This is a genomic window from Marinobacter nauticus ATCC 49840, assembly GCF_000284615.1.
Classification (GTDB): Bacteria; Pseudomonadota; Gammaproteobacteria; order Pseudomonadales; family Oleiphilaceae; genus Marinobacter; species Marinobacter nauticus.
The window spans coordinates 3,294,947-3,314,246 of the sequence record NC_017067.1 but is presented as its reverse complement, the minus strand read 5'-3'; the positions used below and the strand labels follow the sequence as shown (position 1 = coordinate 3,314,246).

Genomic DNA, 19,300 nt, shown 5'->3' with positions numbered 1-19,300 from the left:
CAGTTATGGCCAATGATCATCGTCAGGCGCTTAACGGCGCCGAAGTGTTTATCCGGGCACTTGAGAATGAAGGCGTAAAATACATTTTCGCCGTGCCCGGCGAAGAGAATCTCGCCTTCCTGGAAGCGTTACGCAATTCCAGTATCCGCCTGGTGCTGAACCGGCACGAACAGGCTGCCGGCTTTATGGCGGCGACCTATGGGCGACTGACTGGCCAGGTGGGAGTTTGCCTGTCCACGCTTGGGCCGGGCGCCACGAACCTGGTGACGGCTGCCGCCTACGCCCAGCTGGGCGGCATGCCCATGATGATGATTTCCGGCCAGAAGCCCATCAAGTCCTCCAAGCAGGGGCTGTTCCAGATTCTGGATGTGGTAGATCTGATGCGGCCGCTTACCAAATACACTCGCCAGATCAGCAACGCCAACACCATTCCCGCCAAGGTTCGTGAAGCGGTTCGCCTTGCCTCGGAAGAGCGCCCCGGCGCTGTGCACCTGGAGTTGCCCGAGGACATTGCCGAGGAGTCCGCCGAAGCGGGCATTCATATCTTTAATCCCAGTGATGCCCGTCGGCCAACGGCCAGTGAGAAGAGCCTGGAGATGGCCTGCGACATGCTGCGCAGGGCCCATCATCCACTGATCATGATTGGCGCCGGCGCCAACCGTAAACGGGTGTCCAAAGCCTTGCTGCACCTGGTGGATGTGACGGGCATTCCGTTTTTCACCACTCAGATGGGTAAGGGTGTGATTGATGAGCGTCATCCCCGTTACATGGGCAATGCAGCCCTGTCCGCCGGCGATTTCGTTCACTGCGCCATCGACCGGGCGGATCTGGTGATCAACGTCGGCCACGATGTAGTGGAGAAGCCGCCCTTCTTTATGACTCCGGGCGGTAAAAAAGTCATCCATGTGAATTTCAGCGGGGCCGATGTCGACCCGGTGTATTTTCCGCAGCATGAGGTGGTGGGTGACATTGCCAACAGTGTGGAGTACATGGCCGAGCACTGCGGACAATGTGCCAACCACGATTTCACCGGCCTGATGGAAGTGAAGCAGGCGGTCGACAAACATCTTCAGGAGCGGGCCACTGATGACCGTTTTCCGGTGATTCCCCAGCGCATTGTCCACGATGTCCGATCAGTGATGCCGGATGACGGCATCATCGCGCTGGATAACGGTATGTACAAACTCTGGTTTGCCCGTAACTACCCGGCTTACGACAACAACACCGTGCTACTGGACAATTCTCTGGCCTCCATGGGCGCGGGCCTGCCCAGCGGCATGATGGCGGCCATGCTTTATCCGGAGCTGAAGGTTATGTCGATCTGCGGTGATGGCGGCTTCATGATGAACAGCCAGGAGCTGGAGACGGCTGTTCGCCTTGGGCTGAACCTGGTCGTGCTGATCATCAACGACAGCGCGTACGGCATGATCAAATGGAAGCAGGGGCAGGACGGCTACGAAGATTTCGGGCTGGATTACCGCAACCCGGATTTCGTGAAATACGCGGATTCCTACGGTGCCGTTGGCCACAGGGTTAACCGTACCGAAGAATTGCGCCCGACTCTTGAGCGCGCACTGGAGGCCGGGGGTGTTCACCTGGTGGATGTGCCGGTGGACTACAGCGAGAACCGGCGAGTCTTTGATGAAGAGCTGGCGGAGCTCACCTGCCGGCTTTAGCCGGCCTGGGCAGCTCCGCGCAGCATGGCCTGTAACAGTTCCTCTGCGTCAAACTTGGTCAGGGCCTCGTTGGCCCCGACCTGATTGGCGTAGCTCAGGCTCATCTCACTGTTCAGTGAGGTGTGCAGGATGATGTAGGGTTGCTGGAGGCTGGCATTATCCCGGATATCGAAAGTAAGCTCGTAGCCATCCAGGCCCGGCATCTCAATGTCACTCACCAGGATGTCGATCGGGTGCCCTAACTCATGCTCCCGGAGAAGAACCTGCAGAGCTTCGTCGCCATTGGCGGTCACGTGATAGCTGATGTCTTTGCTGTCGAGGACGTCAGACAGCTGTTTTCGGGCCACCTGAGAGTCATCCACCAAGAGGATGTTCAGGGATTTGAGTGTCTCGCTCTGTACATCCGTAAGAGCCACGGTCTGGGCGTCGAGCGATTCCGGGTAGACCTTGGCGAGGAGTAGCTCGACATCCAGCAACTGGATAATGTCGCCATCCACATCCAGCAGGCCGGTAATAAAGGCGTTGGCGCCCAGGGCCTTGGGCGGCGGCATCACGCTCTTCCAGTCTGTCTCGATGATCTGCTGAACACTGCGCACCAGAAAGCCGATTTCCTGGCGCTGAATGTCAGTAACAATGATGGACGCTTTCGCCTGCTCTTCGCGGGTGAGGGCCGGGTAGCCCACGGCTGCGGACATATCGATGACCGGCACGGCCGAGCCTCGGAAGGTTGCGGTTCCGATCACGGCGTGATGGCTATGGGGTAGCTTGGTTAGCCGCTGAAACGGGAGAATTTCCCGGATTTTCAGGGTGCCAATGCCAAACAGCCGCGATCCGAACAGGCGGAACAGAAGGAGTTTCTGGGACTGCTTCGCTTTGCTGGACATAAACCGATCCTTGCAAAAAAGATGAAAGCTCCTTGCTGAGCTTGCTGTCACGATTGGTGCTCTGAGAAATGAAACAAGGCGCCAGCGATCAAAAGGTTATGTAGCAATAATAGCAGCTTTATGCTCAGCGATTCGTCATCAGCTTTGTATCAAATGGTGACAGGTCTTTTGACAGTTCGCCTACCAGGGCAGGTTTGTAATCACCAACCAGCCAGTGCCAACGCTAGTGGCGATGGCAACCAGAGCCAGCAGCCCGTCCCGGGCGACAATGGACAGCCCGAACGCCATCAGTGCCAGGCCACCGCCATTGGCACTGAAGGGGATAAGTTCCATCATCGGCATGGCAGCGGCCACCGCCATGCAAATCAGTGCCATCAGATACTGGCCAGCCCCGGAAACCAACCAGGGCAAGCGCCGCCGGGTCCAGTGATCGACAAATGCCGCAGGTTTGTCTGCCCATTGCAGGCCCTTAAACAGTGTCTGTTTTGAAATATGGCGGTTCGATAAACGGGAGGGAATCCAGACTGAGCGGCGCTGGAACAGCAACTGCCCCAAGGTGAGCAGAACCAGCAAGCCCAGTAAGGTGGGTACGCCGGGAATGTCGCCAATTAGCGGCGCCACCGTTACCAGGCCGGCCAGCAGGACCAGCGGGCCAAAAGAGCGCTCACCCACTGCGGTCATCAGATCCCCGACTGATACCCGATCCTGATTCCGGGTATGGTCCCGTATTCTGGCGACCAGCTCTGTCAGGCTTTCCGGGTCGTTTGGCTGGTTCATGGTTGGCTTCCTTTTCCAGAGTGCTGCGAAGTTGCTACTGGAATTGAACCCGATGCCGCACCTGTTTAATGGCCCACAGAAAACCACAATAGCCCATAAAACAGCTACTTACAAAAACGGCGTTCCACACATAACCACTCAAAACCGCAGCGCCGTTGTCACTCCGTTGAAGTTTTGCCAAGTATCAGTTTGATGTCCTCCTCTAGGTTCTCTATCCAGGGTTGCATGCTCATGGGGTTCAGTTTCGATACTTTCCCATGGTACTGATCTAACGAGATTAGGAGCTTGTCGAGTATTGAATGGGCCGATGAAATCATAGAAATTGCAAAATCAAAATCGGGAAGCTTTGGAGGTGGGCATCCTGGAAGGCCTGCGTGAGCTATGGCGAACGCTCTTACATTCAGCATTGCTTGCCTATACTCTTTGTACTCGTTCTCGGTCGCTTTGGTCTGCTCCAAGATTTCACTGAGAAAGAAGGAGCTGTCACCGAAAACCTTTTTCCAATGGTAGTCTTCTGAATTGGTGCCAAAGGATTTTGTCCACTCCAATACCGCAATGGCGTAGGAGTTGTTTATCAGTGTTTTATTGGCTTCAGCGGGATCGGGCTGTTTTCTAGACAACTCGTCTAACTTTCGAGCGGTAACTACTGATCGAACACATGACAGGCAGCTATTCCAGAACTGTGAGACCTTCTTCGGGTCTATCTGTTTGAGATCGAACACGCTTCTCCCTACCCAGCATGTGCTTGGGGCCATAATTCTTCCTCCGTCGTAAGTTGCCCACGGTGTGCAGGATTCCACCCAAAAGCTGGCCTGTTCCGCAGGAATCTCCCTTCTGTCATGGGTTATCACATTGTTGAGTCTCACCATCCCTCCTATGAAACGCCAATTCGAGCAACCACATGGCTTATATTAGACTGTGCGTTAATTCTTGGTAGTCTATCTGTTCTGTTGCGTCAGGTTGGGGGTAGTAGTTAATGCTGAGTTCTATGGGGAATTTCATGGCAGATGTCTTGCTCCCGATTATTGAGGCAAATGGTATCGTCTTTTCCGCTTTGCTCGCGGCTTTTGCCTATGCATACAGAACTAGCGTAGAAACAAAGAAAGCGACCAGACACGCACTCTATCTGCTCATCCAAGTCAGGGTGGCGCTCAATGCCGTTGTCTATGACTTTCGTTCCCAGCTCGGCGGTACTATCGATTTGCAAATGGATCGCTTTGGTGAGTTTGGAATTGATGTTACCGATGAAGAGAAACAGGTGAACAAGGATGAGGCGGAAAAGTATGGAACTTCATTAGAAGAGAGTTTCTTTCGTCTTGATGGCACAGGTTTTTCTGAGGCCGTCAGGACTGCGACAACAGAGTTGTCGAAAATCGACCCGATCATGGCTAACCGTATTTCATTTATCAGCCGGTTGCCATCTGCCATCGATGCGCAAAAGGATTACGTTCAACGAATTGAAGCATCGTTTTTGGAAAATGTAGACCCGAATAGTCCAACACACGTGGTTGAGAATACAAGAACCGTGTGTCGAAAGCACCTGGGGCTCATGTGTGAGAAAGTCAATCGCGCGCTCCTTGACGAAGTGGATGCTGTTCTCATTGAGTTGGCCAAGAAAAGCGGTCTTCTGCATCGTTTCAAAGTGAAGTCATTGATAAAGAAATGGGATACGCCGGATTCGCCCGAAGATCTACTCGGATCATCGGAGGACTTCAGCAAATTGATGATGGAAATCGTAACTGAGATTGCGGCATTGAACCGAAAAAGTGAGGAGTCTCCCACAGGAGAGGAGTCAGCTAAGCACGCATAGAAAAAAGCGCTCACTTTCGATGTGTTCAGGAGGCAAACCATGTGCGGCCGATTCAACGTATCCGACGCCCCCTTAGTCCAGGGCCTCCTGGACGAACTCGGCATCCCGCTCCGGATAGAGCCCCGCGTTAACATCGCCCCCGGAGCCAAAGCCCAGATTGTCTACGAAACCCACCGGGGCCGCACCCCGCAGGACGCCATCTGGTCACTACTCATAGAACGCAAACCAGACGGCACCGGTTACCGCCCTTCGCCAAAGTACAGCACCTTCAACGCCCGATCGGGCAGCCTGGGTTCCAGCCCACTCTGGAAAAAACGCTTTCACAGCCAGCGGGCCATCATACCGGCCAGCGGCTTCCATGAATGGACAGGCGAGAAAGGCCACAAACAGTGCTACAACATCCACCCGGCCGACAGCGCCATAGCCTTTGCTGGCCTGTATGAGCTGTGGGACTTCCAGGAAGAAGTGGTACCGTCATTCACCATCATCACCCTGCCACCACACCCCAGGTTCAGCCACATCCACCCGAAAAGCATACCGCTCATGCTCAACCGGGAAGACTTCGACATGTGGCTGGACCGAAGCCTGACCAATACAGACCCATTCCAGGACTTGCTCAAAACCCGAATGCGGCAACCCCTCCTGGTAGAACCCATAAGATCACCTGCGGCCCTGGAGCAAACCGGCCAGGCAGAACGAATCGAAGCGGATTAAGCGGCATCACAGAAAGGTCAATGTAGGAAAATTCTCACGCCGGATTAAGACAAAACGCCTAAACGTAACAATGTGTAAGGGTAAACTGGCAGTGAGCCGTTTGGTCAGGAAGACCTGGGCTCACCTCCGGCAGGGATGCCAGGCAAGCGCGACACCTGCAGAGTGGTGTGACTACAGGGAGAGGTCTGTTTCTTACTCTCCCTTATGTTCTTAAGTTGTTATTGATTTACCAACTCCAGTTCATGAAATACGTCATGTTTGTTGGTACACTTTCACTATCTTCGCGCTTGGCACATCTCAATTAATGATATAAGTTGAGTGATTTTGTGTAATGTTGCATGTGCGATTCATGTTCTTAAAAATAAGTAGCTTGTGAAATGGTTCACGACCGTCAGTCAGCATTCAATAAAATCAGCTATGTTCTGGCTATTACTAGGCTTGATATTCAACATCATCAAGACATCTCTGACTATTCACTGAATATTCATTCTGAAAATTATTGGAGAGATGTTTTTAATTTTGTTTATGATGCAAAGTATAAAAATGCAAATTTTTATACTGATAATGCGCCATGCATAGATTTAGTGGATAGCACTTCAAAGAGTGCTGTTCAAATAACTACTACTAGAACAAAAGAAAAAATTGATAAAACCTTAAAGATACTGACCGATGAAGACTTCAAGGATTACAGTGTTAAGATATATTATTTGATCGATAAGGCTAAGCCTGAAAAGAGTACTAAAACCTATATAAAAGGTAAATATGGAGTTGATATTGATGATGTCGTTTTTGATGCGTCAGATTTTGTAAAAGATATAAATGACTTGTCTACTCCAAAGCTTGTTGAGTTGTGCAATATATTTTTTAGCCCTTATGAGAAAAAGTATACAGATATAAAGGTTTTGGATCTTACAATTCGTGACCTTGTTGAAAGACATTCAGAGATAAAGCCATCTTTTGATGAGGATTATCAATCTTTAGAGGTTGAGGATAAGATAAAGTTAAACAAATTGAATGGAAAAGTATCCTCTAAAATAATTGAGTGTTTAGATTACACCTGTCTCATTGATGAGGTGGCAGACGGAAGTGTTAAAGATGGTTTACAATCCCTTGTTGTCAATGATTTCTACAAAAAGATTCTGATCAGAAATCTGTCGCGGTCTTATTCAAGGAAGCACCTTCAATCTCGCTCTGTTGAAGAGCTTACAATGATGTCGTCTGAAGATGGGCTCAGTTTTAATAGAATTCTTGTAGATCTTTTTGAACTGTTGGAGAGTAAAGTGCTTATCAGAGACTTTAACTCGACAAGCGTTTCCTGGATTATTATTTCTTACTTTTTTGAATATTGTGAAGCTGGAGTTAAAAATGCTCTTGCCAAGTAAGAGTACAAGAAGCTCGGAGTCTATATTTTGCATTGCTTCTTTTGTGTGTAACTATATAAAAGATGAAGAAAAAACGTTTGATGATGTTTTGGATTACCTGACTGAAGAGTATCCTAAGAGAGTTGGGGTTGAGTCTTTGGTTCTTGTATTTGATTTTCTTTATATAATTGGAAAAATTGAGGTGAGTGGTGACTCTTTTAGAATTAAGCTCTAGCAATCCTCAGTTTAAGAAAATAGTTTTCAACCCAGGTCTTAATATAGTTGCAGGGCTCCAGCTAGGCGTTGGAGATAAGAAGGAAACATACAATGGCGTTGGTAAGAGTTTTACCCTGCAGTTGATTCAGATGCTTTTCGGTGCCCGTCTTGATAAAAAAAATGAGAAGGGCCGAAAGATTGCCAAGTTTCTAGCGGGTTACGGTTGGTTTAAATTGACCTTTAGGCATAAAGGTATAACTCATACTATCGATAAGACGTTCTCAGATAATTATTTTTATCTCGACGAAGTAAGAATGTCTTCAGCAAGATATGCAAAAGAGCTTGGCAGGCTCTTTTTGCCTGTTAGCGTCAACGAGACGCTCGGGTTTAGGCAGGTTTTCAATGCATTTGCGAGGAGGTACGGTGGTACCTTTTATTCGGACCCATTGACCCAGCAAGGTGTGAGTTTAACTGATTATAAGCAAATGCTAACGAACCTTTTTCTTCTTGGTGTTGATGTTGGCCTTGTGAATCGAAAAAAGGTTCTAAAAGAAGCTTTGGAAGAAGTTAAAAGTACGCAGAGGCTTATTGAAAAGCAGAAGGATCAATATGAGTCCCAAAATATTAAGGACTTAGAAGAGCAGTTAAATGAATTGATTAAAGGTCGAGATTCATTCGTTATTGCAGAGAACTTTGATTCGTTGAAGAATCAAGGTGACTATCTTACTTCTCAGGTAAATGAAATTCGAAATCAAATATATAAAATTGATTCATCTATCATTAGAAAATCTCGGAATCTTAAGCTGTCGGAAGATACTGATTTGAATCCTGACATCGTAAGATCCTTATATGAGGAAGCTAAGTTTTTCTTTCCAGATGATATTTATAGGAGAATAGAAGAGGTTTCCGCTTTTCATCGAAGGATATTGCTTAATCGTAGGAAGAGGCTTGCTCGTGAAATTCAGGATTCTAAGATTGAGCTTTCTGAGCTTCAGTTGAGGCTTGAAAGAATGGAGCGAGAGCGGGATGACATACTGAGGGATTTGGATTCTAAGGGAGCCTTGGAGGAATATAACTCTATCAATGATGCAATCCAGAGGCTATCAAAAGAGGTGGCAGAGCTTCAGAAGTTCACGAACATTCTTAAAGACCTCAGGGATCGGGAAGCAGAACTCGATTTGGACGCAGCAAAGCTCAAGGCAGAAAGTCTTAAGTATCTCGACGAACGCGAAGAATACTTTGAATATGTTGAAAATCGATTTCGATCTTTAGTTAAACGTTTTTATGATAATCATGGTGGTAGCCTAAAGGTTAGTTTGGCGAAAGATGCAAAATATCTTTTTAATATTGATATGGATATTCCGAGAGACGGCTCTCAAGGTGTCAGTGAAGTTAAAATTTTCTGTTATGACATCTTGTTGTACGAATTGAATAGTAGCCTCCTAGGGTTTCTCGCGCATGATGGTTGTATTTTTTCCGAGATGGATCCTCGACAAAAATCTATGATATTTAAAGTTGTTATCGAAAAAGTTCGTGAGCAAGGTCTTCAATACTTCATCAACGTTGGTGAGTCGTCGTTACAAGAAGTCTTAGATAAGGATAATCAAATAGATATCTTGGATCCCGCTGAGAAAGATCTTGTCGAAGAGTCTATTGTTTTGGAGCTTTTTGATAAAGATCCTAAGAATTGGCTTTTCGGTACACAATTTGGTTGAGCTCGTTTTTCGAGCTCTAACCGCTCAAAGGTCCTTGCCTACCCAAACGACTTTACCGATAACTTCGAGGTTTTCGAGGTCGTCTCGTGATATTTCTTGAGGTGGATACTCTTTGTTATCACTCAATAGTTGTACTCCGTCATTCCATAGTGTCTGAATCCGCTTAACCAGAAGATGATCTCCGTTTCTAATGACGTAAATATGCCCATCGCGAAGCTTTTTCTCACTGGTATCTACCATTACAGTTTCATTGTCTGAAATCGTGGGCTCCATTGAGTCACCCTTCGCAAATACCAGCGCTAGGTCGTTCTCATGAAGCCCCCGGTACCGTAGCCACTTTCTCCGAAACGCCAATTCCCTGGTCGGTGACTCGTCCCCTCCTGCGAGGGAGCCGTGACCAGCTGCCACCTGCACGTTGTAACCGGGAATTAGCGCAAATTCCTCATCTAGAGCTTTCTGAGTTTTTCGATGTCTTGGGTTAAAGCTTCCCTGGATCCTTTTGCGTCCTTGGTTCCCTCGCCTTCGGCAATCTCCTGAGCATCTATGCACGCAACCGCTTCAACGCCAGACAAGCATGGGATTGCCTCAAAAAGTCCGGACTCTGGGAAGACTTGTGTAACTACTACCGAAGGCGGGAGATCTACGAAAACGAGCTATTCCAGCTCGTCCAGGACGGACTCACCAAACGACGACTGTTAACCAAGGTAGCGGCATGATCAAAAAGCTACCATCGGGAGGATGGCAGGTAGACATCCAGCCAGGTGGAAGAGGGCAGAAGCGTGTTCGGAAATCCTTTGATTCAAAAACCGATGCACAGCGTTTCGAGCGTTGGGTATTGAGCCAGCATGACGCCGGAACACCGGTTCCCCAGCTGAAAAAGGACCGGCGCAAATTCCTGGAAGTTTTGGAAACGTGGTACCTGGCGCATGGCAAATACCTGCGGGATGGGGAACGCCGGTATCGGCACCTGAAACGAATCGCAGAATCTTTCGGTAACCCAATGGCCTCAAGGCTCACAGCCAACGATTACTTGGTTTATCGTGCCTTGCGAATCGAAGGCGGGATCTCGCCCAAAACCTGCAACAACGATCTTGGCTATCTCAACGCCGTATTCAACGAGCTACACCGCACCGGAGAAATCAGCTACGCCAATCCGTTCAGCAAGATCCGGCCGATTAAGATCCAGGAACGGGAAATAGGCTACCTCGATCACGATCAGATTCGGGCTATCTTTACCGAACTGAAGGAGAGAACCAGCAATCCGCATGCCTTCCTGGTGGCTCGTCTTTCCCTGGAAACCGGCGCTAGGTGGTCAGAGGCCGAAAGCCTGACACTGGATCGACTCAAGCCCTACCGCGTGACCTTTGATCAAACCAAGTCCGGCAAGAAACGATCGGTTCCAATTTCAAAGGAACTCTATAAAACGCTAAAGGCACACCTGGAGGAACACGGCAGTTTCGGGACCTCGACGATTTCAGCATTCAGGCGAGCCGTTGACCGATCAGGGGTGAAATTACCCCAGGGACAATGCGCTCACATCCTGCGCCACACATTTGCAAGTCACTTCATGATGAATGGTGGAAATATCCTTACGTTACAGAAGATTCTGGGACACTCGACTATCAGCATGACTATGCGCTATGCGCATTTGGCTCCGGATCACCTTGAAGAGGCTGTCAAACTTAATATATGGGGGAATACATTCTTAAACTATTGAAAATAAGGTGGTTTTTGGTTCTAATTTGCTGCCTCTAACCCTGATGTTTAGGAGCATGATGTGTCGTTTTCAGAAATTTGGGCAGAGTCCCGTTCTACGGTTCTTTTCCTGCTGGTTACAGCCCTTTTCGCTTGTTTCCCAATCCTTGTTCGCCATTTACCAACCGGCGTAGCTTTCACCCTGGTTCTTTTGAGTGTCATATTGCTTTTCTTTATTCCTGCTTTTTCCTTAGCTCGAAAGCTGCAGGATTTCTCAGTAGGTTCAAGAAGATCAGCGTTTCTCTTTATCTATTATGCTGAACTAATTCTGGCATTTGCGGCGGCTTATTTTCTCTTGTCTTTAATTGGTGGCACAGGCTCCCACTTCAGTGGTTTGATTCCTGAAATAACAGGTGTCGAAGAAAACTATGGCTTTGTTTTGGCGTTCTCCCACTTTTTTGATTTCCTCTATTTTAGTGTTGTTACAGCGACTACATTGGGGTATGGCGATATTCAGCCTTCTAGCTGGCAAGCTAAGTCAATGGTAATGCTACAAGTCCTATTGGCTCTTCACATTGTGGTAGTGGGTTTTGGCTCTTATTTTTCTTCAGGCGCTGACAACGAGGAGCGCCGTTGACACTTGGTCGTCACTTAAACGTAAAGTTAAATGCCATAAACGAGAAAAGCCCCTGAAATCAGGGGCTTTTCTCTTGCAAGGTGGTGGAGACGGCGGGAATTGAACCCGCGTCCGCCAGCACTAGGCCTTGAGGTCTACATGCTTAGTGTCCTTCTATTGATTTAACCTCAAGCGACCCGAAGGTCAGGGTGCAAGAGGCGAGCTCTTTAATCTTAGCCGAACACCAGTGAGCTCTGGTGAACGGAGCAGCCTATAAGCGATGACGTCCTGGGATGTTGCTACTGAGTTATAGGCGCCTCAGCCAGGACGACTGGAACGGCTTACGCCGCCAGTGCGTAGTTTTCGTCGTTTGCGACTATTACGTTGCAGCTTTGGATTTACGAGATTCGCTGCCATCTCGGCATGCACCCAAGGGTTCGTCACCGGCGTCGAAGCCAAGTCGTCCCCTTGTTAATTTAGTATATGTGTCCGGATTGCCAGACTTCAAGGCTTCTTTGTGTAACGGCGTTACTATTTGTACCTACCGCTGGCTCTGGTGAGCCTAGGAAGCCTGGCGGAAACCGCCGGCGCCGGCTTTCTCGAGTGCAGCCTGATGCAGATTCTCGAAGCTGTCACGGAAATAATCCATCACCTCGCCCGGGTCGGCTTTGATGCCTTTGTCGACGGTTATGCCGAACTGTACCGTGCCAGCGTAACTGAAAATGCTCATGCCTATACCTATGTTGCCGCTCTGGGGGACCCAGAACATGGGTTGAACCAGTTTGCTGCCCGCCAGGTAAACCGCATGGCGTGGTCCGGGAACGTTGGTCAGAACTGCTGAAGCCTTGTTGCTGAGCAGGTCCAGTGCCCGGCGTTCGAGAATATCCGGGCCGCGGCCAAACAGGTCCAGCAGGCTATAGGTTACCTGGGCCTAGTATGACCGTTTGAGCCGGTTCATGTTTTCCTGAACCTGGCGGAAACACATGATCGGATCCGTTACCTCAACAGGCAGGCACACCAGCACCAGGCCAAACTGATTGCCTAGGGTTTCGATGGGCTGGTCCAGCGGCCTCAGGTTGAAAGGAACGGCAACCCGAATGCCGCAGTCCGGAATACTCTGGCCGTGCTCCGTAAAATGCCGGGTCAGCGCACCGGTCGCGGCGCAAAGCAATACGTCGTTGACGGTTCCCCCCAGTGTCCGCGCGCACTGTTTCACGGTTTCCAGTTCAAGGGGCTCGGCCCAGGCCACTTGTTTGCGGCCCAGCAGCGGGCTTTTCAGGCTGGTTTTCGGCTCGAAGGGGGCAAGTCCCAGTTTGGCCAGGTCCAGAACAATACCGCCGGCGGTGGTGGCCAGCTTCAGTGGGTAGTCAGGCTCTTTGCGAATGGAATCCACGAACAGGTTGGCCTGTCCCCAGGCCGCCTGAGTGCTGTCTACAATCCGGTGCAGGAACCGGCTGGCGGCGGTGCCGTTGGGTTTTGTGGGTAGCTTTGGGTGTGCAACGCGCTCTAGCTTGGGTTCAGGAGTGCGATCGGTCAGCGAAAGCAGTACCCGCACTAGTGAAATGCCATCGGCAATACAGTGGTGAATCCTGATTAACAGGGCGCAGCCGTTCTCATAGTTGTCGATGTAGTGTATCTGCCAGAGTGGCCGGCGGAAATCGAGAGCGGTGCTGTTGAAATCACTGGCCAGGGCCTGAAGCTCTCGCTTGCCGGCGTTTCCCGGCAGAGCGATGGTGTGCAGGTGGTTGTCCAGATCGAACAGGGGGTCGTCTTCCCAGTAGACCTTGTCACCTTTGTCAACGATGCGCTGCCGAAAGCGTCTGAATTTCAGGAAACGTTCTTCCAGGGTGCGCTTGAGTCGCTTGAGTGGAATGGGTTGTTCAAAGGCCAGTACCGCGGAAATCATCATGGGATTTTCCGGGGTATCCATGCGTAACCAGGAGCGATCGACCGAGGTCATGGCTGTCCGTTTTGCTGACATAAGCCCTCCCTATGCTCTGTACCGGAGTCCGGGCCGCCTGGTACTGCCATCGGGGCCAACTGACGAAAGGCCTAAAAGTATAGGAGGCTTTTTGAAATCAGCAAAGAGGGTGCATATGCGACACAGTTTTGGTGTCAGGTGTTGGCCTCGCGCATGATGCGCTGTTTCTGGCGGTTCCAGTCGCGTTCTTTCTCCGTAGCGCGCTTGTCGAACAGCTTCTTGCCTTTCACCAGGGCGATCTCGCATTTTACCTTGTTCTTTTTCCAGTACAGGGCGAGGGGAATGCAGGTGTAACCCGCCTGATTTACCTGGCCGACAATCTTGGCGATTTCCTTGGCGTGCAGCAGCAGTTTGCGGGTGCGGGTCGGGTCCGCAATCACATGGGTAGAGGCGGTGTTCAGAGGCGTGATGTGGGAGCCCAACAGCCAGGCTTCGCCATCCTTCAGCAGTACATAGGCGTCAACCAGTTGTGCCTTACCGGCACGCAACGACTTCACTTCCCAGCCAAGCAGGGCCAGGCCAGCCTCGAAGCGCTCCTCAATATGGTATTCGTGCTTCGCCTTCTTGTTCAGGGCGATGGTGTTGCTGGTTGGGGCGTTTGCTTTCTTCTTGCTCATGAATCCTGTCCGGGATCGGAAGAATGACGGTGCTGGTCTTGTCGGTACGCCAGCAAAGCGCGCATTGTAGCGCAGGAGTGCAAGAAGGGTCACGGATTCGCCGTCTGGCTCGGGTTTAGTGTCGTTCCTGCAGGCTTGCTTCGGCTACAATGATGCGCTCGTCACTGCCTGGGGAAGTAATGCTGCGCAAGTACCAGACGTCAATAGGGTCGTTTACCCGAAAATCCACCTTTTTCTGGGCTTCTGTGGGTGCCACGGTCGGCCTGGCCAATCTGTGGCAGTTTCCCTATCTGGCCAGTATCCACGGCGGCGGCTTGTTTATCTTGCTGTACCTGGCCTGTCTGCTGATTGTTACCCTGCCGCTGATGGTGACGGAGGCTGTGATTGGCCGTCATGCCCGGCATGGGATTGTGCTGGCCATGGACGGTATGGTGAAAAACGCTGGCTGCTCACCGTTCTGGCGACTGGCGGGGCCGCTTAGCATTCTTGCGGCGTTCGTGGTGCTCTCCTTTACCGCTGTTTTTGGCGGTATTGTTCTGGCTTACATCTTTTTCGGTGCAACTGACCGTTTCGAGGGTGCTTCGGCGGCCTCAGCAACTGCTGTTCTGTCGGAGCTGGTGTCGGACCCGGGCCACTATCGGCAGTTTATGGCCTGGCATGTCTTCTTCGTGATTCTTGTGGTTGCGGTCTCTGCCCGCGGAGTGGTCAAGGGCCTGGAGCGATCGATGCGCATGATCGTACCCTGCACCCTGCTGTTGATGTTGGTGCTGTTCGGGCTGGCAGCCATGGGGGGGAGCTTGCAGTCCGGGATAGATCACGTTCTGGTGATGCGGCCTGAGCAGGTAACAGCGGCCAGTATCAAGGCAGCGTTCTTTCATGCTTTTTATACCTTGGGTCTCGGAATGGGGGTGTGGGCAATATTTGGCGCCTATTCCACCAGCCATACCCGTCTGAAACGCTCAATACTGGCTGTGGTGTTGATGGACACCCTCGTTGCCATCATGGCCGGATTGATGATGTTTTCAGTTGCTGCGGACGGTAGCAGCCTGGAGGGGGAGCGGGGTTTCAGCCTGCTTTTTGTTTCGCTGCCGGTCGCGCTATCAGGCATGCCCTACAGTCAGGTGGTGATCGCGGCGGTTTTTCTGCTGGTGGTGCTGATTGTCTGGGCGACGGGGGTGTCTCTGCTCGAACCGGTGGTGGGATGGTTTCGGGAGTGGACCGGGGCGCCTCGGGGCTGGTCTGCGGTCATTGTCGGGCTTGCAGTCTGGTTCGCCGGGCTGGCTTCCCTGTTCTCCTTCAATCTGTGGGCCGATTACCGCATAGGTGGTGCCACTGTATTTCGATGGCTGGAACTGGTCGCCGGTGGCATTGTGATACCGGCGGTGGCTATTCTCATTGCCACATTTGCCGGCTGGTGTATCACCCGGCGCTTCGCGGCAACCATTCTGGGCAATGCGCCGGTTGTGTTCCGGAGAATCTGGTTCTGGGTGATGCGACTGGTGCTTCCTGTTGTGGCGGCCTGGATCGGGCTACAGTACACGCTTTTCTCACTCGGCAACCTGTGTGACAACGGCAGTGCTGCTATCTGGTGCCAGCAACCTACAGCGTCTGCTGAGGCGCAGAATAGGGCGCCTGAAGACAGCCCGGTTGAGGAAGATGTACCTCCGAATACACCCGAAGAGGCCGTGCTGCCAGCGGAAAACGGGCAGCCCGAACCAGATGAAAATGCCCCCAAAGAGGGCGATATCCTTTATCATAGTGTCTGACTGGCCCGGCAGGGCTGGAACGAAGTCTGAAACGCAGGAAATCCGGTTTACATGGCACATCAGATCGACAAGACCGCATTGGTTATGCACTCGGCGGAGCGTATGTTCCACCTGGTCAATGACGTTGCCCGTTACCCTGAGTTCTTACCCTGGTGTGCCGGGGCAGAGGTCCACGAACAGAATGATGCTGAAATCATGGCTTCACTGGATATTTCCAAAGGGGGCGTTCGCCACCGGCTGACCACACGAAACCAGTTGCTGATGCCAGAGACCATTGAAATGAAGCTCGTGGACGGCCCGCTCAGAAATCTTACGGGGCGCTGGCACTTTCGGGCTCTGGACGATAACGCCTGCAAAGTAATCCTGACCCTGGAGTTCGAATTTTCAGGCTCGCTTTCACGAATGACTTTCGGCCCGGTATTTAATCAGGCGGCCAATACCATGGTGGATGCTTTCTGTCGTCGCGCAGATGAGGTTTATCGCGGAGGGATCGTGTGATGGAAGTGGAAGTGGCCTATGCCCGCCCGGACAAGCAGCAGATTGTGCCCGTGGTGGTGCCTCCGGGCACTACAGCCCTTGAAGCCGTGAAGCTCTCCAGGATTACCGAGATCTTTCCGGAGATTGATCCGGACGCTATCGATATGGGGGTGTTTGGCAAAGTGGTGAAGAACCCGGCCGAGCATGCTCTGAGAGAAGGCGACCGGGTGGAACTATACCGCCCACTCAAGATTGATCCCAAGCAGGCTCGCCTGAACCGGGCTAAAAAGAAAGCGTAAGCGCTAGTAGGCTGGCGTTTCTTCCAGGAGCTGGGCTTCGTAGTGGCTCAGCTGATCATTCTCGTAGTAAACGATGATGCGCTGTTCTTCGATCTCGTTGCCCCGGCGCTGAAAGGTGTAAACATAGTATTCCCGGGACGGGTCGACGGGGTTCAGCATCAACGGGCTTCCCAGCAGCGCGTGAACCTGACTTCTGGGCATGCCCTCGGACAGTTCCGTCAGCTCCTCATCGGTGACAATGTTGCCCTGCTGGACATTGATTTTGTAAACGCCCGGAAAAACACAGCCGGACAAGGATAAAATGCTAATAAGAACGATAGCGGGGAGCTTTTGCATCGCCGGGGGAAATCCTCTATCTTGAATTCGCCTGCGTTGAGCAGGTGTGAAACGGGTCATCCGTCGTACTGCGGCTTCATCATACCGGAAGCCGTGAGGCACACCAAAGAGCGAATGGTAACATGTCATCTGAAAACGCCGAATTACGAAAAGTCGGTCTGAAGGTTACTCTGCCAAGGGTCAAGATCTTCAATATCCTTGAGAATGCTGAAGAACATCACCTGAGTGCTGAAGACGTTTATAAAAAGCTGCTGGACCAGGGCGATGACGTGGGCCTGGCGACAGTCTACCGGGTGCTGACCCAGTTCGAAGCTGCAGGCCTCGTGTTACGTCATAATTTCGAAGGCGGTCACGCGGTGTTCGAGATGGCCGGTGATGATCATCACGACCACATGGTTTGCACCCAGACTGGCGAAGTTGTTGAGTTCGTCGATGAGGTTATCGAGGAGCGCCAGCAGAAGATTGCGGCAGAGCACGGCTATGAGATTGTCGATCACAGCCTGATCCTTTACGTGAAGCCACTGAAGTCCGATAAGAAGTAAAAAAAGGGCCAGCGACAAGGCTGGCCCAGAAGCTCTCCGAAACGAGAGGGGGATTAGTGATGGGTTGCCTGGCCCTTTACAAACATCTCCCGGGCATGGGCTATGGTCTGTTCTGTCATGTCCACTCCGCCAAGCATCCTTGCGACTTCGCTGATCCGGCCCTGGTCATCCAGGGATTCGATGCGTGAATAGGTCGCGTCTTTCTCGGTAAATTTGCTGACGAACAAATGCTGATGGCACTGGGCCGCCACCTGCGGCAGGTGCGTGACGCACAGTACCTGGCCATTCTCGCCGAGTGATCTCAGCAGGCGGCCTACGACCTCCGCGGTGCCGCCACCGATGCCGACATCCACCTCATCGAATACCAGAGTCGGTGTGGTGGAGGTTTGTGCCACAACCACCTGAATGGCCAGGCTTATGCGGGAAAGTTCACCGCCGGAAGCCACCTTGGCCAACGATCGGGCGGGTTGGCCCGGGTTGGCACTCACCAGGAATTCCACCTCTTCCATGCCGTGAGGGGCAGGTTCGTCATCACTGTTCCGGCTCAGGTGGCTGACAAACTGCACCGATGGCATGCTCAATTGTGCCAACTCCCGGGCGATTCGCTGGTCGAGCTCCATGGCGGCATTCCGGCGTGTTTCTGTCAGCTTGGTGGCCAGGGCGTCAAACCGTGCCCGCAGGTTTTCCAGCTCGGCCTGAAGCTGTTCCAGGCTGCCTTCACCGCCATCCAGTTCGGCCAGCTCCTGGCTCAGGCGTTGATGCAACTCCGGCAACTCCTCCGGGGTGATCCGGTGTTTGCGTGCCATCTGATAAATGGCGCTGAGCCGTTCTTCCACTTCGTTCAGTCGGACCGGGTCGGCTTCGTAGTCGTCTACGAAGCGGCGCAGGTTGTCGCCGGCTTCTGAAATCTGAATCTCTGCTTCGTTCAGCATCTGGATGGTGTCGGTCAGTGCCGGGACATCAACCGGCAGTTGCTCCAGTTGGTGCAGTGCCTGGCGCACCAGGTCTGCGGCTGAAACCTCATCTTCAGTGCATAGCAGGGCGGCCTGGTGGCTGCTGTGAAGTACGGCGTCGGCCTGGCTGAGCTGTGCCTGTTCGGTTTCCAGGGTTGTCTGTTCGTCCTCGCCCAGCGCCAACCTGTCCAGCTCTTCCACCTGATAGCGCAGCAGCTGTAAACGGGCCTCGGCCTCATCAGCATTGTGCTGGCGTTGCTGTAGTTTCTGACGCGTCTGGTGCCAGGCTTTCCATGCAGATCGGGTTTCGTCGGCCAGGCTTTCCGCGCCGGCGAACTCGTCCAGCAGCTTTCGGTGGGTTTCCTTACGCAGCAGGGATTGATGCTGGTGCTGACTGTGGATATCCATCAGCAGGCCGCCCAGTTCTTTCAATTGTGACAGCGGGCAGGGCTGGCCATTAATGAATGCCTTGGAGCGGCCGTCCTTGCTGATGGTCCGGCGCAGGATGCAATCGTCCTTGTCATCCAGCTCATGGCTGTCCAGCCAGGACCGGGCTTCGGGGATGCGGGATATATCGAAGCTGGCGGTAATGTCGGCACGCTTGGCGCCATGGCGAACAGCGCCGGCATCGGCCCGGCCTCCCATGGCCAGGCCAAGGGCATCAAGCACAATCGACTTGCCGGCGCCGGTTTCCCCAGTCAGGGCTGTCATACCGCGGTTGAACTGGAGTTCAACCCTTTCTGCAATGGCGTAGTTCGATACCGTGAGTTGTGTGAGCATGCCGCAACCTCCGCTCGTTCTTGAGCAAGTAATAACTCTGACCACTGTTCGTTCATACAGTTGCTGTGAATATATACAGGGTTTT

At 51.9% G+C, this 19,300-nt stretch carries 19 protein-coding genes, 1 other RNA gene and 1 pseudogene; 12 read left to right on the top strand and 9 right to left on the bottom strand.

The window, feature by feature from the left end; genetic code table 11:
• The first annotated feature begins 5 nt into the window (after nt 1-5).
• Nucleotides 6-1,676: an acetolactate synthase large subunit gene (locus MARHY_RS15395; RefSeq protein WP_014422627.1), complete on the top strand. Its 1,671-nt coding sequence runs from the start codon at nt 6-8 to the stop codon at nt 1,674-1,676.
• Here the strand turns inward: MARHY_RS15395 and MARHY_RS15390 are convergent.
• From MARHY_RS15390 to MARHY_RS15380, 3 genes are all read right to left on the bottom strand, one after another.
• Complete coding sequence (locus MARHY_RS15390) at nt 1,673-2,560, bottom strand: chemotaxis protein (protein WP_014422626.1); 888 nt, start codon at nt 2,558-2,560, stop codon at nt 1,673-1,675. The two genes, MARHY_RS15395 and MARHY_RS15390, sit on opposite strands and share 4 nt — an antisense overlap.
• A 180-nt stretch (nt 2,561-2,740) precedes the next feature.
• Nucleotides 2,741-3,337, bottom strand: coding sequence for an exopolysaccharide biosynthesis protein (locus MARHY_RS15385; protein WP_014422625.1), 597 nt, complete (start codon nt 3,335-3,337; stop codon nt 2,741-2,743).
• Between the two features lie 158 nt (nt 3,338-3,495).
• Nucleotides 3,496-4,059, bottom strand: a complete 564-nt coding sequence (locus tag MARHY_RS15380) for a hypothetical protein (protein WP_158011895.1) — start codon at nt 4,057-4,059, stop codon at nt 3,496-3,498.
• Between the two features lie 278 nt (nt 4,060-4,337).
• Between MARHY_RS15380 and MARHY_RS15375 the strand changes: the two genes are divergently transcribed.
• The 5 genes from MARHY_RS15375 (at nt 4,338) to MARHY_RS15360 (ending at nt 9,153) form a co-directional block, all read left to right on the top strand.
• Complete coding sequence (locus MARHY_RS15375) at nt 4,338-5,147, top strand: hypothetical protein (protein WP_014422623.1); 810 nt, start codon at nt 4,338-4,340, stop codon at nt 5,145-5,147.
• Nucleotides 5,148-5,186: 39 nt separating this feature from the next.
• Nucleotides 5,187-5,861 carry an SOS response-associated peptidase gene (locus tag MARHY_RS15370; protein WP_014422622.1) on the top strand — a complete coding sequence of 225 codons (675 nt, stop codon included), beginning with the start codon at nt 5,187-5,189 and terminating at the stop codon, nt 5,859-5,861.
• 377 nt (nt 5,862-6,238) lie between these two features.
• Complete coding sequence (locus MARHY_RS15365; RefSeq protein WP_014422621.1) at nt 6,239-7,243, top strand: SMEK domain-containing protein; 1,005 nt, start codon at nt 6,239-6,241, stop codon at nt 7,241-7,243.
• The gene (locus tag MARHY_RS19120; RefSeq protein ID WP_407635396.1) at nt 7,227-7,457 is read left to right on the top strand and encodes an ABC-three component system middle component 6; all 231 of its coding nucleotides are present in this window, start codon (nt 7,227-7,229) and stop codon (nt 7,455-7,457) included. Before MARHY_RS15365 ends, MARHY_RS19120 begins: the two co-directional genes overlap by 17 nt.
• The gene (locus MARHY_RS15360; protein ID WP_041655086.1) at nt 7,432-9,153 is read left to right on the top strand and encodes a DUF2326 domain-containing protein; all 1,722 of its coding nucleotides are present in this window, start codon (nt 7,432-7,434) and stop codon (nt 9,151-9,153) included. The genes MARHY_RS19120 and MARHY_RS15360 overlap by 26 nt, the downstream gene beginning before the upstream one ends.
• Before the next feature lie 24 nt (nt 9,154-9,177).
• Here MARHY_RS15360 and MARHY_RS15355 read toward each other — a convergent pair whose 3' ends face one another.
• Nucleotides 9,178-9,561, bottom strand: a complete 384-nt coding sequence (locus MARHY_RS15355) for a S24 family peptidase (protein ID WP_226374470.1) — start codon at nt 9,559-9,561, stop codon at nt 9,178-9,180.
• 304 nt (nt 9,562-9,865) lie between these two features.
• On the opposite strand from MARHY_RS15355, the gene MARHY_RS15350 reads away from it, so the two are divergent.
• Complete coding sequence (locus MARHY_RS15350; protein WP_014422615.1) at nt 9,866-10,870, top strand: phage integrase; 1,005 nt, start codon at nt 9,866-9,868, stop codon at nt 10,868-10,870.
• 60 nt (nt 10,871-10,930) lie between these two features.
• Nucleotides 10,931-11,485: an ion channel gene (locus MARHY_RS15345; protein WP_014422614.1), complete on the top strand. Its 555-nt coding sequence runs from the start codon at nt 10,931-10,933 to the stop codon at nt 11,483-11,485.
• Between the two features lie 81 nt (nt 11,486-11,566).
• Here the strand turns inward: MARHY_RS15345 and ssrA are convergent.
• The 3 genes and pseudogenes from ssrA to smpB all read right to left on the bottom strand — a co-directional run bounded on the left by ssrA (nt 11,567) and on the right by smpB (nt 14,062).
• Nucleotides 11,567-11,932, bottom strand: a transfer-messenger RNA (tmRNA) gene (gene ssrA / locus MARHY_RS18640).
• Between the two features lie 94 nt (nt 11,933-12,026).
• Nucleotides 12,027-13,424 (bottom strand): annotated as a pseudogene (locus MARHY_RS15340) (WS/DGAT/MGAT family O-acyltransferase).
• A 155-nt stretch (nt 13,425-13,579) separates the two neighbouring features.
• A complete protein-coding gene (gene smpB / locus MARHY_RS15335; RefSeq protein ID WP_011786782.1) occupies nt 13,580-14,062 on the bottom strand; it encodes an SsrA-binding protein SmpB in 483 nt (160 codons plus the stop codon).
• 179 nt (nt 14,063-14,241) lie between these two features.
• On the opposite strand from smpB, the gene MARHY_RS15330 reads away from it, so the two are divergent.
• The 3 genes from MARHY_RS15330 to MARHY_RS15320 are packed head-to-tail and all read left to right on the top strand — an operon-like array spanning nt 14,242 to nt 16,604.
• The gene (locus tag MARHY_RS15330; RefSeq protein ID WP_014422611.1) at nt 14,242-15,828 is read left to right on the top strand and encodes a sodium-dependent transporter; all 1,587 of its coding nucleotides are present in this window, start codon (nt 14,242-14,244) and stop codon (nt 15,826-15,828) included.
• 51 nt (nt 15,829-15,879) lie between these two features.
• Nucleotides 15,880-16,326, top strand: coding sequence for a type II toxin-antitoxin system RatA family toxin (locus MARHY_RS15325; RefSeq protein ID WP_014422610.1), 447 nt, complete (start codon nt 15,880-15,882; stop codon nt 16,324-16,326).
• Complete coding sequence (locus tag MARHY_RS15320; protein ID WP_014422609.1) at nt 16,326-16,604, top strand: RnfH family protein; 279 nt, start codon at nt 16,326-16,328, stop codon at nt 16,602-16,604. The genes MARHY_RS15325 and MARHY_RS15320 overlap by 1 nt, the downstream gene beginning before the upstream one ends.
• Nucleotides 16,605-16,607: 3 nt before the next feature.
• Here MARHY_RS15320 and MARHY_RS15315 read toward each other — a convergent pair whose 3' ends face one another.
• Nucleotides 16,608-16,940, bottom strand: a complete 333-nt coding sequence (locus MARHY_RS15315; protein WP_022991272.1) for an outer membrane protein assembly factor BamE — start codon at nt 16,938-16,940, stop codon at nt 16,608-16,610.
• 122 nt (nt 16,941-17,062) lie between these two features.
• Here MARHY_RS15315 and fur point away from each other — a divergent pair, with 122 nt between their 5' ends.
• Nucleotides 17,063-17,482 (top strand): ferric iron uptake transcriptional regulator, encoded by a 420-nt coding sequence (fur, locus tag MARHY_RS15310; protein WP_014422607.1) that lies wholly within the window; start codon nt 17,063-17,065, stop codon nt 17,480-17,482.
• A gap of 53 nt (nt 17,483-17,535) precedes the next feature.
• Here fur and recN read toward each other — a convergent pair whose 3' ends face one another.
• The gene (gene recN / locus MARHY_RS15305) at nt 17,536-19,215 is read right to left on the bottom strand and encodes a DNA repair protein RecN (RefSeq protein ID WP_014422606.1); all 1,680 of its coding nucleotides are present in this window, start codon (nt 19,213-19,215) and stop codon (nt 17,536-17,538) included.
• Nucleotides 19,216-19,300 lie beyond the last annotated feature (85 nt).

Coding starts and splice junctions, on each gene's coding strand:
- MARHY_RS15325 (WP_014422610.1), top strand. CDS start 15,880: ATGGCACATCAGATCGACAAGACCGCATTGGTTATGCACTCGGCGGAG.
- MARHY_RS15330 (WP_014422611.1), top strand. CDS start 14,242: ATGCTGCGCAAGTACCAGACGTCAATAGGGTCGTTTACCCGAAAATCC.
- MARHY_RS15350 (WP_014422615.1), top strand. CDS start 9,866: ATGATCAAAAAGCTACCATCGGGAGGATGGCAGGTAGACATCCAGCCA.
- recN (WP_014422606.1), bottom strand. CDS start 19,215: ATGCTCACACAACTCACGGTATCGAACTACGCCATTGCAGAAAGGGTT.
- MARHY_RS15385 (WP_014422625.1), bottom strand. CDS start 3,337: ATGAACCAGCCAAACGACCCGGAAAGCCTGACAGAGCTGGTCGCCAGA.
- fur (WP_014422607.1), top strand. CDS start 17,063: ATGTCATCTGAAAACGCCGAATTACGAAAAGTCGGTCTGAAGGTTACT.
- MARHY_RS19120 (WP_407635396.1), top strand. CDS start 7,227: ATGCTCTTGCCAAGTAAGAGTACAAGAAGCTCGGAGTCTATATTTTGC.
- smpB (WP_011786782.1), bottom strand. CDS start 14,062: ATGAGCAAGAAGAAAGCAAACGCCCCAACCAGCAACACCATCGCCCTG.
- MARHY_RS15370 (WP_014422622.1), top strand. CDS start 5,187: ATGTGCGGCCGATTCAACGTATCCGACGCCCCCTTAGTCCAGGGCCTC.
- MARHY_RS15365 (WP_014422621.1), top strand. CDS start 6,239: ATGGTTCACGACCGTCAGTCAGCATTCAATAAAATCAGCTATGTTCTG.
- MARHY_RS15320 (WP_014422609.1), top strand. CDS start 16,326: ATGGAAGTGGAAGTGGCCTATGCCCGCCCGGACAAGCAGCAGATTGTG.
- MARHY_RS15395 (WP_014422627.1), top strand. CDS start 6: ATGGCCAATGATCATCGTCAGGCGCTTAACGGCGCCGAAGTGTTTATC.
- MARHY_RS15315 (WP_022991272.1), bottom strand. CDS start 16,940: ATGCAAAAGCTCCCCGCTATCGTTCTTATTAGCATTTTATCCTTGTCC.
- MARHY_RS15375 (WP_014422623.1), top strand. CDS start 4,338: ATGGCAGATGTCTTGCTCCCGATTATTGAGGCAAATGGTATCGTCTTT.
- MARHY_RS15390 (WP_014422626.1), bottom strand. CDS start 2,560: ATGTCCAGCAAAGCGAAGCAGTCCCAGAAACTCCTTCTGTTCCGCCTG.